This window comes from Stenotrophomonas sp. 3(2025) (genome assembly GCF_052665395.1).
This window is the reverse complement of record NZ_JBQOIF010000022.1, coordinates 14611-30320: the sequence shown is the minus strand read 5'-3', so window position 1 is coordinate 30320 and position 15710 is coordinate 14611. Positions and strand designations below refer to the sequence as shown.

General features: G+C 67.3%; 17 protein-coding genes. 14 read left to right on the top strand and 3 right to left on the bottom strand.

Going from position 1 to position 15710, the window contains the following annotated elements; genetic code table 11:
• Positions 1-121: 121 nt before the first annotated feature.
• Positions 122-1213 carry a helix-turn-helix domain-containing protein gene (locus ACUXVE_RS15800; protein WP_261311864.1) on the top strand — a complete coding sequence of 364 codons (1092 nt, stop codon included), beginning with the start codon at positions 122-124 and terminating at the stop codon, positions 1211-1213.
• Positions 1214-1251: 38 nt separating this feature from the next.
• On the opposite strand, the gene ACUXVE_RS15795 is transcribed toward ACUXVE_RS15800, so the two are convergent.
• On the bottom strand, positions 1252-1734 hold the full coding sequence (locus ACUXVE_RS15795) for a YajQ family cyclic di-GMP-binding protein (RefSeq protein WP_080149807.1): 483 nt from the start codon (positions 1732-1734) through the stop codon (positions 1252-1254).
• 83 nt (positions 1735-1817) lie between these two features.
• On the opposite strand from ACUXVE_RS15795, the gene ACUXVE_RS15790 reads away from it, so the two are divergent.
• From ACUXVE_RS15790 to ACUXVE_RS15780, 3 genes are all read left to right on the top strand, one after another.
• Positions 1818-2714, top strand: coding sequence for a DMT family transporter (locus ACUXVE_RS15790; protein WP_049465804.1), 897 nt, complete (start codon positions 1818-1820; stop codon positions 2712-2714).
• 161 nt (positions 2715-2875) lie between these two features.
• Positions 2876-3883, top strand: coding sequence for a methionine ABC transporter ATP-binding protein (locus ACUXVE_RS15785; protein WP_025877309.1), 1008 nt, complete (start codon positions 2876-2878; stop codon positions 3881-3883).
• Positions 3880-4569 carry a methionine ABC transporter permease gene (locus tag ACUXVE_RS15780; RefSeq protein ID WP_445514766.1) on the top strand — a complete coding sequence of 230 codons (690 nt, stop codon included), beginning with the start codon at positions 3880-3882 and terminating at the stop codon, positions 4567-4569. Before ACUXVE_RS15785 ends, ACUXVE_RS15780 begins: the two co-directional genes overlap by 4 nt.
• A gap of 107 nt (positions 4570-4676) precedes the next feature.
• Here the strand turns inward: ACUXVE_RS15780 and ACUXVE_RS15775 are convergent, their stop codons facing one another.
• Entirely contained in the window at positions 4677-5276 is a 600-nt protein-coding gene (locus ACUXVE_RS15775) for a lipocalin family protein (protein WP_222388346.1), read from the bottom strand.
• A 126-nt stretch (positions 5277-5402) separates the two neighbouring features.
• Between ACUXVE_RS15775 and ACUXVE_RS15770 the strand changes: the two genes are divergently transcribed.
• Both ACUXVE_RS15770 and ACUXVE_RS15765 read left to right on the top strand, forming a co-directional pair.
• Positions 5403-5720 carry a hypothetical protein gene (locus ACUXVE_RS15770; protein ID WP_093818049.1) on the top strand — a complete coding sequence of 106 codons (318 nt, stop codon included), beginning with the start codon at positions 5403-5405 and terminating at the stop codon, positions 5718-5720.
• 69 nt (positions 5721-5789) lie between these two features.
• Positions 5790-7886, top strand: coding sequence for a prolyl oligopeptidase family serine peptidase (locus ACUXVE_RS15765; RefSeq protein ID WP_445514765.1), 2097 nt, complete (start codon positions 5790-5792; stop codon positions 7884-7886).
• A 120-nt stretch (positions 7887-8006) separates the two neighbouring features.
• Here the strand turns inward: ACUXVE_RS15765 and ACUXVE_RS15760 are convergent, their stop codons facing one another.
• Complete coding sequence (locus ACUXVE_RS15760) at positions 8007-9191, bottom strand: pyridoxal phosphate-dependent aminotransferase (RefSeq protein WP_445514764.1); 1185 nt, start codon at positions 9189-9191, stop codon at positions 8007-8009.
• 203 nt (positions 9192-9394) lie between these two features.
• Here ACUXVE_RS15760 and ACUXVE_RS15755 point away from each other — a divergent pair, with 203 nt between their 5' ends.
• The 8 genes from ACUXVE_RS15755 to hslV all read left to right on the top strand — a co-directional run bounded on the left by ACUXVE_RS15755 (position 9395) and on the right by hslV (position 15657).
• On the top strand, positions 9395-11527 hold the full coding sequence (locus ACUXVE_RS15755) for a S9 family peptidase (RefSeq protein ID WP_222388349.1): 2133 nt from the start codon (positions 9395-9397) through the stop codon (positions 11525-11527).
• A gap of 56 nt (positions 11528-11583) precedes the next feature.
• Positions 11584-12006 (top strand): YbaN family protein, encoded by a 423-nt coding sequence (locus ACUXVE_RS15750; protein WP_222388350.1) that lies wholly within the window; start codon positions 11584-11586, stop codon positions 12004-12006.
• A gap of 129 nt (positions 12007-12135) precedes the next feature.
• A complete protein-coding gene (gene lptM, locus ACUXVE_RS15745; protein ID WP_049465812.1) occupies positions 12136-12375 on the top strand; it encodes an LPS translocon maturation chaperone LptM in 240 nt (79 codons plus the stop codon).
• Entirely contained in the window at positions 12368-13219 is an 852-nt protein-coding gene (gene dapF, locus ACUXVE_RS15740) for a diaminopimelate epimerase (RefSeq protein WP_222388351.1), read from the top strand. Before lptM ends, dapF begins: the two co-directional genes overlap by 8 nt.
• Positions 13216-13890: a DUF484 family protein gene (locus ACUXVE_RS15735; RefSeq protein WP_100462415.1), complete on the top strand. Its 675-nt coding sequence runs from the start codon at positions 13216-13218 to the stop codon at positions 13888-13890. The genes dapF and ACUXVE_RS15735 overlap by 4 nt, the downstream gene beginning before the upstream one ends.
• 16 nt (positions 13891-13906) lie before the next feature.
• Entirely contained in the window at positions 13907-14800 is an 894-nt protein-coding gene (gene xerC, locus ACUXVE_RS15730) for a tyrosine recombinase XerC (protein WP_222388352.1), read from the top strand.
• Positions 14801-14831: 31 nt separating this feature from the next.
• Positions 14832-15056, top strand: a complete 225-nt coding sequence (locus ACUXVE_RS15725) for a DUF3079 domain-containing protein (protein WP_445514763.1) — start codon at positions 14832-14834, stop codon at positions 15054-15056.
• 49 nt (positions 15057-15105) lie between these two features.
• Positions 15106-15657 (top strand): ATP-dependent protease subunit HslV, encoded by a 552-nt coding sequence (gene hslV, locus ACUXVE_RS15720; protein ID WP_025877284.1) that lies wholly within the window; start codon positions 15106-15108, stop codon positions 15655-15657.
• Positions 15658-15710: the final 53 nt, after the last annotated feature.

Here is a 15710-nt window from a genome sequence, read left to right as displayed (position 1 = left end):
TCGACCCTGGTCGGCACGTGGATCCACGCCATGCGTGGATGAATGCCGGACGAAATTGGAAACGCTCCGTTGTTGGCACGTAACGCGGGCATGGCGTGCGTGGGTGTACGCTGCATGCATGATGGCCACGACAGTCGGGCAACAGCAGCTGGTGGCGGCTCGGGCCGCCTTCGCCGAGGGTGACGTGCAGTCGCTGGCGATGCTGCCCCTGCCGTTGCAGCAGTCCTGGCAGCGCTCGCATGCGGCCGGTGTGCGCCCCGGGCAGGAGCCGTATTATCCGCCGTTGCAGGGCAATGGACACCGCTTGGAGTCCCGCGATGACCGCCGCCTGGCGCGTTGCGTGCAGCCGGAACTGGAGCAGTTGTGGGCGGCGTTCGGTGCGCGTGGGTGGACGATGTTCTGCGCCAACGGCGAGGGCATGGTGATCGTGCATCGCGCCCATGGCCTGGAAGATGCGCCGCTGCTGCGGCCGATCCAGGTGGGCCGGCGGCTGGGCGAGGCCGAGATCGGCACCACCGCGCCTGCGGTCAGCCTGGCCGACGACCTGCCCGCGCTGGTACGCGGCAATGAACACTATCTGCAGCGGTTCGCCCCCGTGTTCTGCCTGAGTGAGCCGCTGCATGACCTGCAGGGGCAGGTCTGCGGTGCGATCGACATCACCGGCCTGGGGGAACGTGACCCGGCATTGCTGCAGGGCTATTTCCGGCAGGCGGCGCTGGCCATCGAGAACCGCTTGATCCACACGCTCAGGGATGTCCACCTGCTGGCGGTACAGCATGATCCGCGCTGGCTGGCATCTCCGCTGCAGGGCCTGTTGGCGGTGCAGGAAGACGGCCAGTTGCTTTGCGCCAATCGCGTCGCCCGGCGCCTGCTCGGACTGCCGCGGCGTGGGCCGCTGCCGCTGCTTTCGCTGGAAACACTGTTTGCCGGCGCCAGCGCTGCGCAGCGACGTCGACTGCTGCAGCCCGGCCCTGCGCATCGGGTGCGACTGGGCGAGGGCAGTGCGGTCCATCTGCAGCACCTGCAGGCACCGCGCGCCGCACGGACACGTTCACCGGCTACGGCCGCAGCGCCCGTGCAAGCGGCACCATTGCGTGACCAGCAGCGCGATGCGGCAAGGCGAGCCGCCCATACTGCCGACGGCAACCTCAGCCTCGCCGCACGCCAGCTCGGCATCTCGCGGACAACGCTGTACAGACTGCTGCGCGAGTGAGGCCGGCCACCGAGGCCGGCGCTACATCGCGGTGTTGATCAATCGCGGAAGTTGTTGAACTGCAGCGGCAGGTCGAACTTGCCGGCCTTGAGCACCGCGATGGCGTCCTGCAGGTCGTCGCGCTTCTTGCCCTGCACGCGCAGCTTGTCACCGTTGATCTGGCTTTCCACTTTCAGCTTGGCGTCCTTCAGCGCAGCGGCGATCTTCTTGGCGATCTTCTGCTCGATGCCCTGCTTGACGGTGATCTTCTGCCGCGCCTGGGCCAGGTTGGTCTCGATGTCACCAAACTCCAGGCTCAGCACGTCGATACCGCGCGCGGCCAGGCGCGCACGCAGGATGTCGTTCATCTGCTTGAGCTGGAATTCGGTCGGTGCGGTCTGGTTGATGACATCGCCATCGCGCTCGAATTTCGCATCCACGCCCTTGAAGTCGAAGCGGGTGGCCAGTTCACGGTTGGCCTGGTCGATGGCGTTGGTCAGCTCGTGGGTGTCGACTTCGGACACGACGTCGAAGGAAGGCATGGGCGTTACTCCGCAGAAATCAGTGGCGGCCATTCTATCGCGCCGGTCGCGGCGGCAACGCCCGTGGTCGGCGATAATGGGCCATGAACGTGCAACGCTCCCCTTCGCGCGCCGTGGCCTGGATGGTCGCTGCTGTCGCCTGTTTCTCGCTGATGGACGCCGGCATGAAGCAGCTCTCGGCCGGCTATCCCTCGCTGCAGGTCACCTTCCTGCGTGGCGCGGCGTCGCTGCCCTTCGTGCTGGTCTGGGTGCTGGCCAGTGCCGGGCCACGCTCGCTGATCCCGCGCCGCTGGGGGCTGCACCTGCTGCGCGGCGGGCTGGGCATGGCGATGATCGGCTGCTTCGTGTTCGCCCTGCGCGACCTGCCGCTGTCCACCGCCTACACCATTTATTTCGTCGCGCCGCTGCTGATTGCCGCACTGTCGGTGCCGCTGCTGGGCGAGCGGGTCGGGCCGCGGCGCTGGGTCGCCATCGGCATCGGCCTGGTCGGCGTGCTGGTGGTGCTGCGGCCGGGCGTGGGCGGTTTCATCTCGGTGCCGGGCCTGATGGTGCTGGCCGCCGCCACCGCCTATGCCATCGCCGCGATCACCGTCAGCCTGCTGACCCGCACCGATACCTCGCAGTCGATGGTGGTCTGGTTCCTGGTCATCATGGCCATCGGCGCCGGGCTGCTGGCTATTCCCGGCTGGGTACCGCTGCAGCTGGCGCATGCGCCGTTGATTGCCGGCATGGGCCTGGCCGGGGCGCTGGGCCAGATCGCGCTGACCAAGGCCTTCCAGCTGGGTGAGGCCTCGATGATCGCACCGCTCGAATACAGCGGCCTGGTCTGGGTGATCGGCTGGGACCTGGCCTTCTGGGGGCAGCTGCCCGATGGCTACACCTGGGCAGGCGCGGCAATCATCGTCGCCTCGGGCCTGTACCTGCTGCACCGCGAACGGGTGAACCGGCAGGAGCCGCCGAAACCGTTGGACCATCCCTGAACCGATCTGGCTGGGGAAGGGGCTCTGACCGCCGCCGATGTACCGACGTGGGCGGCTTAGAACCAAAAGGAATAACATTCTGGCCCATGGCGCGGGCGCGCGAGCGCCGGCGCTGGTAGGCTGCACGCCCCCTTCCATCGCCCTTCCGGTGAGCTGATCCCGTGATCGAGTTCCAGCGCCTGCACAAATCCTATGCCGTTGCCGGCCGCGCGGTCAGCGCGCTGCAGCCGCTGGACCTGACCATCGAGGCCGGCGAGGTGTTCGGCATCATCGGTCATTCCGGTGCGGGCAAATCGACGCTGATCCGCATGATCAACCGCCTGGAGGAGCCCAGTGGTGGCCGCCTGCTGATCGCCGGCGAAGATGTCACTGCGCTGGATCCGGAAGGCCTGCGCGCGCTGCGCCGCCGGATCGGCATGATCTTCCAGCACTTCAACCTGCTGTCCTCGCGCACGGTGGCCGGCAATGTCGCCTTCCCGCTGGAGCTGGCCGGTACGCCGAAGGCCGAGATCGATGCGCGCGTGGCCGAACTGCTGCAGACCGTGGGCCTGCAGGCGCATGCGGACAAGTACCCGGCGCAGTTGTCGGGCGGCCAGAAGCAGCGCGTGGGCATCGCCCGCGCACTGGCCACCCGCCCGCAGATCCTGCTGTGCGACGAGGCCACCAGCGCGCTCGATCCGCAGACCACCGCGTCGGTGCTGGCGCTGCTGTCGAAGATCAACCGCGAACTGGGCCTGACCATCGTGCTGATCACCCACGAGATGGACGTGATCCGTCGCGTCTGCGACCGCGTGGCCGTGCTTGATGCGGGCCAGCTGGTCGAGACCGGCCCGGTAACGAAAGTGTTCCTGCACCCGCAGCACCCGACCACCCGCCGTTTCGTCAGCGAATCGGAGCAGGTGGACGAGGGCACCCTGCACCGCGATTTCGACGCGGTCGGTGGCCGTGTCGTGCGCCTGACCTTCCTTGGCGCCGACACCTACGAACCCCTGCTCGGCAGCGTCGCGCGGCAGACCGGGGTCGACTACAACATCCTGTCCGGCCGTATCGACCGGATCAAGGACACCCCGTATGGCCAGCTGATCGTCGCCCTGGTGGGCGGTGACCAGTCCGCCGCGCAGGCCGCGTTCGTGGCCGCCGGCGTGCACGTTGAGGAACTGCGTCGATGAACATCGCCACCGCTGGCGGCTTCTTCCGTCACCTGGATGCAGGCAAGTGGGCCGACATCGGCCAGGCCACCATCGACACCCTGCTGATGCTGGCCGGTTCGCTGCCGCTGACCCTGGCCATCGGCCTGCCGCTGGGTGTGCTGCTGTACCTGTTCGGTGCGCCACAGCTGAAACGCCGGCCGGTTGCCTACGGCGTGCTGGCGCTGGTGGTGAACCTGCTGCGCTCGGTGCCCTTCATCATCCTGATGATTGTGCTGATCCCGGTCACCCTGTTCATGATGGGCACCTCGCTGGGCGTGCGTGGCGCGATCGTGCCGCTGGTCATCGGCGCTGCGCCGTTCTATGCGCGGCTGGTGGAAACCGCGCTGCGTGAAGTGGACCGTGGCGTGATCGAGGCGACCCAGGCAATGGGTGCCACGACCTGGCAGCTGGTCACCCGCGTGCTGCTGCCCGAAGCGCGGCCGGGCCTGATTGCCGGTGCTACGGTGACCACCGTGGCCCTGATCGGCTTCACCGCGATGGGCGGTGCGATCGGTTCAGGTGGCCTGGGCGACCTGGCCTTCCGCGACGGCTACCAGCGCTCGCACACCGACGTGGCGCTGGTCACGGTGGTCCTGCTGCTGGTGCTGGTGCAGCTGCTGCAGATGCTCGGCGACCGCCTGGTCGCGCATTACAGCCGCAGATAACAGAATGCCGGGCGGCGCCCGGCATCGTTCACGGTAGTGCCGGGCGCTGGCCGGCAACTTCATGTCTGGTAGTGCCGGCCGCTGGCCGGCACTACCACCGTGCGCAGTCAACGCACGTTCGGTACTTCGTAGCCCAGCTTGCCCACCTGCTCGGGGTGCTGCGGCACGCGCTTGAGCTTGTCGGTGTTCACCCCGTACTCGTCGCGCAGGCGTTCGGCCAGGTCCTTGTACAGGGCCTTGTCCATGTCAGGTGTGCGCGCGAAGATCCAGGCCATCTCGCGGCCCGGGTAGCCGATCAGCGCCCAGGAATAGTCCGGTGCTACTTCCAGTACCCGCGAATGGGTCGGCACGACCCGGTAGAACCAGGTGCGCCAGCCATGGTTGCCACTGTCGGGATCGACGCTGGCGCGCGCACGGATTTCCTGCAGCGGCTCACCGAAACCATCGCGGTAGCGATAGGTGATGGCGACCTTGTGGTCCTCGCGCAGCTCGTACTGATTGACGCTGGTGACGTGGCCGCGCTCGATGAAGTTCGGCACGCGGCCGATCACGTACCAGGTCCCCATGAAGCGCTGCAGGTCGATCGCCCCATCTGCAGAGGCTTCCGCGGCGCTGTTGCGGGACGACGGTGGGGAATTGGCAGCCACTGCCGGACCGCCCAGGGACAGGGCCAGCAACACAGCGCAGAGCGGGCGGATCGAGGTCATGCGGCGGCGGGCTCCAGTGGGCTTGCCCGCGCATGGTCACTGTGTGCAGGCCATCCGTCAATGGTGTCGCAGCCGGTGAGAAGCCCCACAGCCAAGCTGGCCGGCATCGACCCCCGGAGAATCCGCATGCGCACCCGTCCCCGCCACCGCCGGCCAACTGAACGCGTCAGCGAACGCGCCGATCCGCGCCTGTTGCGGGTGGTGCCGCAGCTCGCCCTCGCTGGCCTGGCCGTGGTGCTGGTGTGGCCGGCCGCGCGTGGCAGCAGTGCCTGGCTGGGCTGGTTGCCGCTGTGGCTGGTCGGCATGCCGTTGGCGGCCTGGTGGGCACTGCTGCGCTGCCCGTTGCCAACGCTGGCCATGCTCCGCTCGCTGCAACGCGACCATGGGCAGGCCCGGCGGCGCTCCCCCACGCGTACGCGCAAGGCGCACACCGCCACGGCCTGACCTTCGACACGGGGGCGGCCCCGGTGATCCATGCTAGCGTTTCACGGCTAATGACTGCCTGGAGCTGCAATGTCACGATTCGCTTCCGCCTGCCTGCTGGCCGGCATGATGACCGCTGCCTCGGTGGGTACCGCCGTGGCCGCTGAAGACACCGACCGTTACGCCTGGCTGGAGGACGTCACCGGCGACAAGCCGTTGGCCTGGGTCAAGGAACAGAACGCCAAGTCCGAAGCGCGCCTGGCGCAGACCCCGGCCTTCAAGCAGATGGAGAGCAGCATCCGCGAGGTGCTTGATTCGGACGCCAAGATTCCCGGCGTGCAGAAGATCGGCGATTACTACTACAACTTCTGGAAGGACAAGCAGCACGAGCGCGGCCTGTGGCGTCGCACCACCCTGGCCGAGTACCGCAAGGCCTCGCCGACCTGGGAGACCGTGCTCGACCTGGATGCGCTGAACAAGGCCGAGAACGAGAACTGGGTCTGGCACGGCGCCGACTGCCTGCGTCCGGACTACAGCCGCTGCCTGATCGCGCTGTCGCGCGGTGGTGCCGACGCCGATGTCACCCGCGAGTTCGACCTGACCAGCAAGAGCTGGATCAAGGACGGCTTCTTCCGTCCCGAATCGAAGGGCGGCCTGAGCTGGATCGACCGCGACACCGTGTTCGTCTACACCGATTTCGGCAGCGGCTCGATGACCACCTCCGGTTACCCGCGCGTGGCCAAGCTGTGGAAGCGTGGCACGCCGATGTCCGCCGCCAGCCTGGTCTACGAAGGCAAGCCGGAAGACATGTACATCGCGGCGATGCACGATGACACTCCGGGCTTCGAGCGCAACCTGGTCAGCCGTACGCTGGCCTTCTACAACAACGAGATCTACCTGCGCGGCGATGATGGCAAGCTGACCAGGATCGATGCGCCGAACTCGGCCGAGAAGGGCCTGCACAAGCAGTGGCTGACCCTGGAACTGCGCGATCCGTGGGCCGTGGGTGGCAAGACCTATGCCTCTGGCGCGCTGCTGGTGACCAAGCTGGATGATTTCCTGGCCGGCAAGCGTGATTTCGAGGTGCTGTTCACCCCGACCGCGACCACCTCGCTGGCCAGTGCCTCGTGGACCAAGAACCACCTGGTGCTGAATGTGCTGGACGACGTCAAGAACCGCCTGTCGGTGCTGACCCCGACCGCCAAGGGCTGGCAGAAGAGCGATTTCGTCGGCGCGCCGGCCTTCGGCACCCTGGGCGTCAGTGCGGTCGACAGCAATGACAGCGATGCAGTGTGGCTGACCGCCACCGATTACCTGACCCCGACCACCCTGGCGATCGCCGACATCGGCAAGGCGCCGGAAGTGCTCAAGACCATGCCGGCGTTCTTCGATGCCGACGGCAAGGTGATCGAGCAGCATTTCGCCACCAGCAAGGACGGTACCCGCGTGCCGTACTTCGTGGTGCACGACAAGGCGATGAAGCTCGACGGTTCCAACCCGACCCTGCTGTACGGCTACGGTGGTTTCGAGATTTCGCTGACCCCGTCGTACTCGGGCGGCATGGGCCGCGCCTGGCTGGAAAAGGGCGGCGTGTACGTGGTTGCCAACATCCGTGGTGGTGGCGAGTACGGCCCGCGCTGGCACCAGGCGGCGCTGAAGCAGAACCGTCACAAGGCCTATGAAGACATGGCCGCGGTTGCCCAGGACCTGGTCACCCGCAGGATCACTTCTGCCAAGCACCTGGGCGTGCAGGGCGGCAGCAACGGTGGCCTGCTCACCGGCAACATGCTGACCCAGTACCCGGAGCTGTTCGGTGCGGTGGTGGTGCAGGTTCCGCTGCTGGACATGAAGCGTTACAGCCACCTGCTGGCCGGCGCATCGTGGATGGCCGAGTACGGCAACCCGGACACCAGCGACTGGGAGTTCATCAAGACCTTCTCGCCGTACCACCTGTTCGACGCGAAGAAGAGCTACCCGCCGGTGCTGTTCACCACCTCCACCCGCGATGACCGCGTGCATCCGGGCCACGCCCGCAAGATGGCCGCGAAGATGATCGATGCCGGCAAGGACGTGACCTACTACGAGAACATCGAAGGCGGTCATGGCGGTGCAGCCAACAACGCGCAGGCCGCGCACATGTCCGCACTGGCCTACAGCTTCCTGTGGGAGCGGTTGGCCGGTAAATGATGAAATGAAGAACGCCGCCCCCGGGCGGCGTTCTTTGTTGGGCATTCGCTGAACGGTAGCGCCGGGCCATGCCCGGCGGCTCCTTTGCCGCGCTGCGCGCTCGCCGGGCACGGCCCGGCGCTACCGGAATCGTTTCAACCCGCGCGCGATACGCTCCACCGCTTCCTGCAGCCGCGGCACTTCCTGGGTATAGGCCAGGCGTACGTGCTGGTTCGATCGATGGAAGCCGAAATCCAGGCCCGGGGTGAATGCCACGTGCTCGGTTTCCAGGAAGTGCGCGCAGAACGCCTGCGCGTCATCGGTGAACGCGCTGACGTCGGCGTACAGGTAGAACGCCCCCTGCGGCTCCACTTCGATGCGGAAGCCAAGTTCGCGCAGTGCCGGCAGCAGGAAGTCGCGGCGCTGCTGGAAGGCCTGGCGGCGCTGCTCGAAGATCGCCATCGCCTCGTCGCTGAAACAGGCAAGGGCCGCGTGCTGGGCGATGCTCGAAGCGCTGATGTACAGGTTCTGCGCCAGCTTCTCCAGGTCGGGTACCGCCGCCGGTGGCGCCACCAGCCAGCCCAGTCGCCAGCCGGTCATGCCGAAGTACTTGGAGAAGCTGTTCAGCACGAAGGCACTGTCATCGACCTGCAGCACGCTCGCTGCATCCAGGCCGTAGGTCAGGCCGTGATAGATCTCGTCGACCACCAGGTGGCCGCCGCGCGCATGCAGCGAAGCCGAGAGGGCCGCCAGTTCATCGGCTGACAGCACGGTGCCGGTGGGATTGGCCGGCGACGCCACCAGCGCGCCGACGCTGTCGGCGTTCCAGTACTGCTGCACCAGCGAAGGAGTCAGCTGGTAGGCCGTTTCCGGGCCGACCGGAACGAGCTGCGCGCCGCCTTCCACCAGCCGCAGGAAGTGGCGGTTGCACGGATAACCGGGATCGGCCAGCAGCCAGTGGCGGCCCGGGTCGACCAGCAGGCTGCTGGCCAGCAGCAGCGCGCCGGAGCCGCCCGGCGTGACCAGGATGCGTTCGGGGTCGATATCCAGGCTGTAATGACTGCGATAGAAACCGCTGATCGCCTGGCGCAGGGCCGGCAGGCCGCGTGCGGCGGTGTAGCGGGTGTGGCCGGCGGCCAACGCCGCCTGGCCGGCACGCACGACCGGCTCGGCGGTGGTGAAGTCCGGTTCGCCGATCTCCAGATGGATCACATCGTGACCGGCCTGTTCCAGCGCCTGTGCGCGGGCCAGCAGGGACATCACATGGAAGGGAGCGATTTCGTGGCTGCGCCGGCTGTAGCCCGGCGTGTGGGGCAGGGTACTCATGCCCCACATGGTACGCCGGGTGTCCCGGTAGTGCCGGCCGCTGGCCGGCAACCTCGGGATGAACAGTCTGCTGCCGTTGCCGGCCAGCGGCCGGCACTACCTCCGCGCGTCCATGACGATCCGCAGGGTTGCCCGCAGCCCCCCTGCCACCCAGACTCAGGCGCAAGGACGCCATTGCATTGCCGATCAAGGAGCCTTATTTCATGAAATCCACTCTCTGCCTGTTGCTTGCGAGCCTGATGACCAGCACCGCTACCGCCGCCACCCCGCCCGTTCCGCCGGATGTTGAGAAGCGTCCGCACGTGGTCAAGGCGCCGTTCGGCGCGACCCGCAACGATGACTATTACTGGCTGCGCGACGACAAGCGCGAGGACAAGGCCATGCTGGCCTACCTGCAGGCCGAGAACGCCTACGCCGACCAGCTGCTGGCACCGCTGAAGCCGCTGGAGGACGCGCTGTACGGCGAGATCGTCGGCCGCATCAAGCAGGACGATGCCAGCGTGCCGGCGCGCGAGCGCGGCTACTGGTACTACAGCCGCTACGAGACCGGCCAGGACTATCCCATCCATGCACGCCGCAAGGCCAGCATGGACGCGCCGGAGGAAGTCCTGCTCAACGTCAACACGATGGCTGCCGGCAAGGGCTATTTCAGCGTCGGCTCGATGGAGGTCAGCCAGGACAACCAGCTGCTGGCCTGGGCCGACGATGACGTGGGTCGCCGCCAGTACGTCATCCGCTTCAAGGACCTGAGCACCGGCGCGGTGCTGCCGGACACGATCACCGGCACCTCGGGTGACCTGGTCTGGGCCGATGACAACCGCACCGTGCTGTATGTCGAGAACGATCCGGAAACCCTGCTGACCGTGCGGGTGAAGAAGCACGTGCTGGGCACCCCGGCCAGCGCCGACACCGTCGTTTACGAAGAGAAGGACGACAGCTTCTACATGGGCATCGGCCGCACCCGCGACGATCGCTTCATCACCATCGGCGTGCACAGCACCGTGTCCTCCGAAGAGCGCTATGCGCCGGCCAGCGACCCGACCACGTTCACCGTGCTCGCCCCGCGCCAGCGCGACGTGGAGTACGACGCCGACCACTACGACGGCCGCTGGGTGATCCGCACCAACGATGGCGCGAAGAACTTCAAGCTGGTGACCGCACCGACCGATGCCACCTCGCGTGCGCAGTGGAAGGACTGGATCGCCCATGACGATGCGGTGTTCATCGAAGGCTTCGAACTGTTCGATACCTACACCGCCATCGCCGAACGTTCAGAAGGCCTGGAGCGCATCCGCCTGCTGTTCAAGGACGGTCGCAACGACTATGTAAAGGCCGACGAACCGGCCTATTCGATGGGCCTGGGCGACAACACCGAGGCTGACACCACGTGGCTGCGCTACGTGTACACCTCGATGACCACGCCGACCACGGTGTACGAACTGAACACCGCCACCGGCGAGCGTCGCCAGCTGAAGCAGCAGCCGGTGATCGGCTATGACGCCTCGAAGTACGAGACCGACCGGGTGTGGATCACCGCGCGCGACGGGGTGAAGGTGCCGGTGTCGCTGGTCTATCGCAAGGGCTACAGGAAGGATGGCACCGGCGCGCTGTTCCAGTACGCCTACGGCAGCTACGGCATGTCGATGGACCCCTACTTCAACCAGACGGCGGTGAGCCTGCTCGACCGTGGCGTGGTGTACGCCATCGCCCACATCCGCGGTGGTCAGGAAATGGGCCGCGACTGGTACGAGAACGGCAAGCTGCTGCACAAGCAGAACACCTTCAACGACTTCATCGACGTCACCCGTGGCCTGGTGGCACAGGGCTGGGCGGCGAAGGATCGTGTCGCCGCGTCCGGTGGCAGCGCCGGTGGCCTGCTGATGGGCGCCATTGCCAACCAGGCGCCGCAGGACTACCGCGTGCTGGTGGCGCAGGTGCCGTTCGTGGACGTCGTCACCACCATGCTCGATCCGACCATCCCGCTGACCACCAACGAGTATGACGAGTGGGGCAACCCCGAGCAGAAGCCGTACTACGAGTACATGCTGTCCTACTCGCCCTACGACAACGTGAAAAAGCAGGCGTACCCGGCGCTGTTCGTGGGTACCGGCCTGTGGGATTCGCAGGTGCAGTACTGGGAACCGGCCAAGTGGGTGGCCAAGCTGCGCGATGACAACACCAGTTCCTTCCCGATCCTGTTCCGCACCAACATGGAAGCTGGCCACGGCGGCAAGTCCGGGCGCTTCCAGCGTTACCGCGAACTGTCCGAGTCGTATGCATTCGTGCTGCAGCAGCTGGGCATCGAAACGCCCGCGGCCGGTGCTGCGACGGAATGACGCATCGTGGCGGCGGTGATATCGCCGCCGCCACCTGCGCTCGGTATCCTTGCGCGATGCGCCCGCCCGAACCGCCCGCCAGCAAGGACCTGCCAACGCCCGCCCGGCCGGTGCGGTTCCGTTGGGCGTGGTGGCTGCTGGCCTACGCCAGCCTGGGCACCGGCATCGTCGGCATCTTCGTGCCGGGACTGCCCACCACCGTATTCATCCTGATCTCGGCCTGGGCCGCCTCGCGCGGCTCCGAGCGCCTGCACGCCTGGCTGCTGCAGCACCCGCGCTTCGGCCCGGCCATCACCCACTGGCAGGCCCACGGTGCGGTCAGCCGCTACGGCAAATGGATGGCCACGATCACCATGGCGGTATGCGCCGGCATCATGCTGTGGTGCGTGCCGGTGGCCTGGGTGAAGTGGTTCTCGATCGGCAGCATGACCGTGGTGGCGATCTGGCTGTGGACCCGGCCGCTGCCGCCGGCCGATTGATCTCTCCCGTCGGGCATGGCCCGGCGCTACCAGGGGTGCTGGGTTGCGGCAGCGCCGGGCCATGCCCGGCGGATGCGTGGCCCGGCACCCTGCACCAACCGCTCAGCCGCCAATGGCTATACTCGGGGCATGAACATCCCCCATCGCAATGTCATCCTGATTCCGCTGGCAGCGGCCTCGCTGCTGTTCCTCGCCGCATGCGGCAACAAGGGCCCGCTGGTGCTGCCGCAGAAGCCGGTGCCGGTGGAAGAAACCGTCGAACCGGCCACCGATACCGACACCACGCCCGCTGCCACCCAGGACCCCCGCGACGGCAGTCCGTCGGTGACCCCGGACCCGGTCAAGAAGGTGGACGACGGGAATGAGTAAGGCGGTTTCCAACGGCCTGCGCTTCAGCAAGATGCACGGGGCGGGCAACGATTTCGTAGTGATCGACCTGCGCGACGGCACCCCGCCGCCCACCCCGGAACTGGCCGCGCGACTGGCCGACCGCCATACCGGCGTCGGCTGCGACCAGATCCTGACCATCGAGCCGCCGCGTGCCGAGGGCTCGGTCGCTTCGTACCGGATCTGGAACGCCGACGGCTCCAACTCCGAGCAGTGCGGCAACGGCGCGCGCTGCATCGCGGCCTGGCTGGTGCGCGAGGGCAGTGCGCAGGGCGATCGCTTCGTCATCGACAGCCCCCTGGCCAGCCACGCCGTGGACGTCCTGGGCAATGACCAGTACGCGGTGGCGATGGGTGTGCCGGTGTTCGATCCGGCGCAGGTGCCGCTGATCGGCTTCGCCCACCCGCGCGAGGAGTACCTGCTGCCACTGCAGGGCGAGACCGTGCGCTTCGCGGCGGTGTCGATGGGCAATCCGCACGCGGTGATCGAAGTGGGCCTGGTCGATGCTGCACCGGTTGAGCGTGTGGGCGGACTGCTGCAGCAGCATGCTTCGTTCCCGAAGTCGGTGAACGTGGGCTTTGCCCAGGTGATGGGCCCGGAACATGCGCGCCTGCGCGTGTTCGAGCGCGGCGTGGGTGAAACCCTGGCCTGTGGCAGTGGCGCCTGCGCTGCCGCCGTGACCCTGATGCAGCGCGGCCGCCTGCAGCGCGATGCGCGCATCAGCCTGCCTGGTGGCGACCTGCGCATCCAGTGGCCGGGCGATGGCCAGCCGGTGGTGATGGCGGGCCCGACCGCATTCGTCTTCGAAGGGGAGTGGATCGCATGACTGAGACCGTCGACAAGCTCGGTGCCCATGAAGTCGCGGCCTGGTTGCGGCGCCATCCGGGCTTCCTCAAGCAGTTCCCGGACCTGGCGCTGACCCTGGTGGTGCCACGCGATGACGGCCCGACCGCATCGCTGGCCAGCTACCAGCTGGAAGTGCTGCGGGAGAAGAACCGCGAGCTGGCGCGACGGTTGGCCGACCTGGGCGCGACCGCGCAGGTCAACGAGCGGCTGGCGGTGCGCACGCATCAGCTCACCTTGGCCCTGATGAAGCAGGACAACGCCGCCGATACGCTGCGCGCGATGGCCGCATCGCTGCAGGAGGACTTCGCCGGCGATCTGGTGCGGTTGGTCGTGCATGCGCCGGTGGCGGGGCTGGAGCAGGCCGAGTGGCTGCAGGTGCTGGCTGCCGATGATGCGCAGCTGGGCCCGTTCCGCGACTGCCTGAAGGATGGCGAGCCGATCTGCGGCCGCCTGCAGAGTGACAAGAACGCGGTGCTGTACGGCGCGCGCAGCGAGGAAGTGCAGACCACCGCATTGCTGCCGCTGCCGGGCGTCGGCCTGATCGCGGTGGGCAGCCATGATCCGAACCGCTTCTATCCCGGCATGGGCACGCTGTTCCTGCGGATGATGGGCGAGGCCCTGGTGACCGGGCTCAAGCGCTTCGCGGATTGAGCGGGAAACGACGACGATGAGCGCGGTGCAGGCGTTCCTGCAGCACCTGCAGGTGGAGCGGCGGATGTCGGCGCATACGCTCGACGCCTACCGCCGCGACCTGGAGGCGTTGTCGGTGTGGGCCGAACCCCGCGGGGTGGCCGTGGAGGCGCTGGATACCGACGCGGTGCGCCAGTTCGTTGCCGATGAACACCGCCGTGGCCTGTCGGCCAAGAGCCTGCAACGCCGGCTGTCGGCCTGCCGCAGCTTCTATGCCTGGCTGCTCAAGCATGGCCGCATCGAGGCCAGCCCGGCAGCGACACTGAAGGCGCCGCGTGCGCCGCGACGGCTGCCGCAGGTACTCGACGCCGATGAAGCCGTGCAATTGGTTGAACTGGAACCGGAAGGCGAGCTGGGACGTCGTGACCGCGCGCTGCTGGAACTGTTCTATTCCTCCGGCCTGCGCTTGAGCGAAGTCTGTGCGCTGACCTGGCGCGATCTGGATTTCGCCAGCGGCCTGGTCAACGTGATGGGCAAGGGCAACCGGCAACGTCGCGTCCCCTTCGGAAAGCCGGCACGCGAAGCGCTGCTGACCTGGCGCAGCGAAAGCGGTGGTGATGCTGCCACACCGGTGTTCCCCGGCCGCAACGGTCCGATCAGCCAGCGCGCGGTGCAGATCCGCATCCGCCAGTTGGCGCAGCGCCAGGGCCTGTTCAAGCACGTGCACCCGCACATGCTGCGGCACAGTTTCGCCAGCCACATCCTGGAATCCTCCGGTGACCTGCGCGGCGTGCAGGAACTGCTCGGCCATGCCGACATCGCCACCACGCAGATCTACACCCACCTGGATTTCCAGCATCTGGCCAAGGTCTACGATGCGGCGCATCCGCGCGCGAAACGCCGCAAGGACCCGCCCGACACGGGGGGGTAGCGCCGGGCAATGCCTGGCGGCTGTGTGATCCATGTGGCGTGTATGCGCCGCCGCCCGCGCTGCGCGCTCGCCGGGCATGGCCCGGCGCTACCGTTACTGCGCCGCCGATGCACTGGCCTGTGGCAACGGCTCGGGCCGCACCCAGCACCCGATCGAAACCCAGGGTGAAGACTGGTACACCGCCCGGGAGTCGAGCCGAATCCGGACCGGCCATCGCAGGACGAGCGCTGAACGGCAGCTATCGGCACGGGCTTGATCGCTTCGGCGGCTGTCCCCATGTCCCGTGAACAGCTATCGGAGGCCGCATGGACCCCAGTCAGAATCCCACCGTTTTCCACGCCACCACCATCGTCTGCGTTCGTCGCGGCGAGCACGTGGCCATTGCCGGCGACGGCCAGGTCACCCTCGGCCACACGGTGATGAAGGGCAACGCGCGCAAGGTCCGCCGCCTTGGCCGCGATGGCCAGGTGCTGGCCGGCTTTGCCGGTGCCGCCGCCGATGCCTTTACCCTGTTCGAGCTGTTCGAAGCCAAGCTGGAGAAGCATGGCCAGCTGCAGCGTGCCGCGGTGGAACTGGCCAAGGATTGGCGCACCGAGCGCCGCCTCGGCAAGCTCGAAGCCCTGCTGGCGGTGGCCGACAAGGAAACCTCGCTGATCATCAGCGGCACCGGCGACGTGATCGAGCCGGAGGACGGCATCATCGCCATCGGTTCCGGTGGTTCGTATGCGCTGTCCGCTGCACGCGCGCTGATGGCGCACACCGAACTGGATGCACGCACCATCGCCAGCGAAGCGATCAACATCGCCGGTGACATCTGCATCTACACCAACCGCAACGTGGTGGTCGAGGAGTTGTGACGCGGAACTGTCACACGCATTCCTGATCCGCCGGGCATGGCCCGGCGCTACCG

Bases quoted from the DNA above. Each gene is read 5' to 3' on its own strand.
- ACUXVE_RS15795 (WP_080149807.1), bottom strand. From the start codon at position 1,734: ATGCCTTCCTTCGACGTCGTGTCCGAAGTCGACACCCACGAGCTGACC.
- dapF (WP_222388351.1), top strand. From the start codon at position 12,368: ATGAGTAAGGCGGTTTCCAACGGCCTGCGCTTCAGCAAGATGCACGGG.
- hslV (WP_025877284.1), top strand. From the start codon at position 15,106: ATGGACCCCAGTCAGAATCCCACCGTTTTCCACGCCACCACCATCGTC.
- ACUXVE_RS15765 (WP_445514765.1), top strand. From the start codon at position 5,790: ATGTCACGATTCGCTTCCGCCTGCCTGCTGGCCGGCATGATGACCGCT.
- ACUXVE_RS15735 (WP_100462415.1), top strand. From the start codon at position 13,216: ATGACTGAGACCGTCGACAAGCTCGGTGCCCATGAAGTCGCGGCCTGG.
- ACUXVE_RS15760 (WP_445514764.1), bottom strand. From the start codon at position 9,191: ATGAGTACCCTGCCCCACACGCCGGGCTACAGCCGGCGCAGCCACGAA.
- ACUXVE_RS15780 (WP_445514766.1), top strand. From the start codon at position 3,880: ATGAACATCGCCACCGCTGGCGGCTTCTTCCGTCACCTGGATGCAGGC.
- ACUXVE_RS15770 (WP_093818049.1), top strand. From the start codon at position 5,403: ATGCGCACCCGTCCCCGCCACCGCCGGCCAACTGAACGCGTCAGCGAA.
- ACUXVE_RS15755 (WP_222388349.1), top strand. From the start codon at position 9,395: ATGAAATCCACTCTCTGCCTGTTGCTTGCGAGCCTGATGACCAGCACC.
- ACUXVE_RS15800 (WP_261311864.1), top strand. From the start codon at position 122: ATGGCCACGACAGTCGGGCAACAGCAGCTGGTGGCGGCTCGGGCCGCC.
- lptM (WP_049465812.1), top strand. From the start codon at position 12,136: ATGAACATCCCCCATCGCAATGTCATCCTGATTCCGCTGGCAGCGGCC.
- ACUXVE_RS15790 (WP_049465804.1), top strand. From the start codon at position 1,818: ATGAACGTGCAACGCTCCCCTTCGCGCGCCGTGGCCTGGATGGTCGCT.
- ACUXVE_RS15725 (WP_445514763.1), top strand. From the start codon at position 14,832: ATGTGGCGTGTATGCGCCGCCGCCCGCGCTGCGCGCTCGCCGGGCATG.
- xerC (WP_222388352.1), top strand. From the start codon at position 13,907: ATGAGCGCGGTGCAGGCGTTCCTGCAGCACCTGCAGGTGGAGCGGCGG.
- ACUXVE_RS15775 (WP_222388346.1), bottom strand. From the start codon at position 5,276: ATGACCTCGATCCGCCCGCTCTGCGCTGTGTTGCTGGCCCTGTCCCTG.
- ACUXVE_RS15750 (WP_222388350.1), top strand. From the start codon at position 11,584: ATGCGCCCGCCCGAACCGCCCGCCAGCAAGGACCTGCCAACGCCCGCC.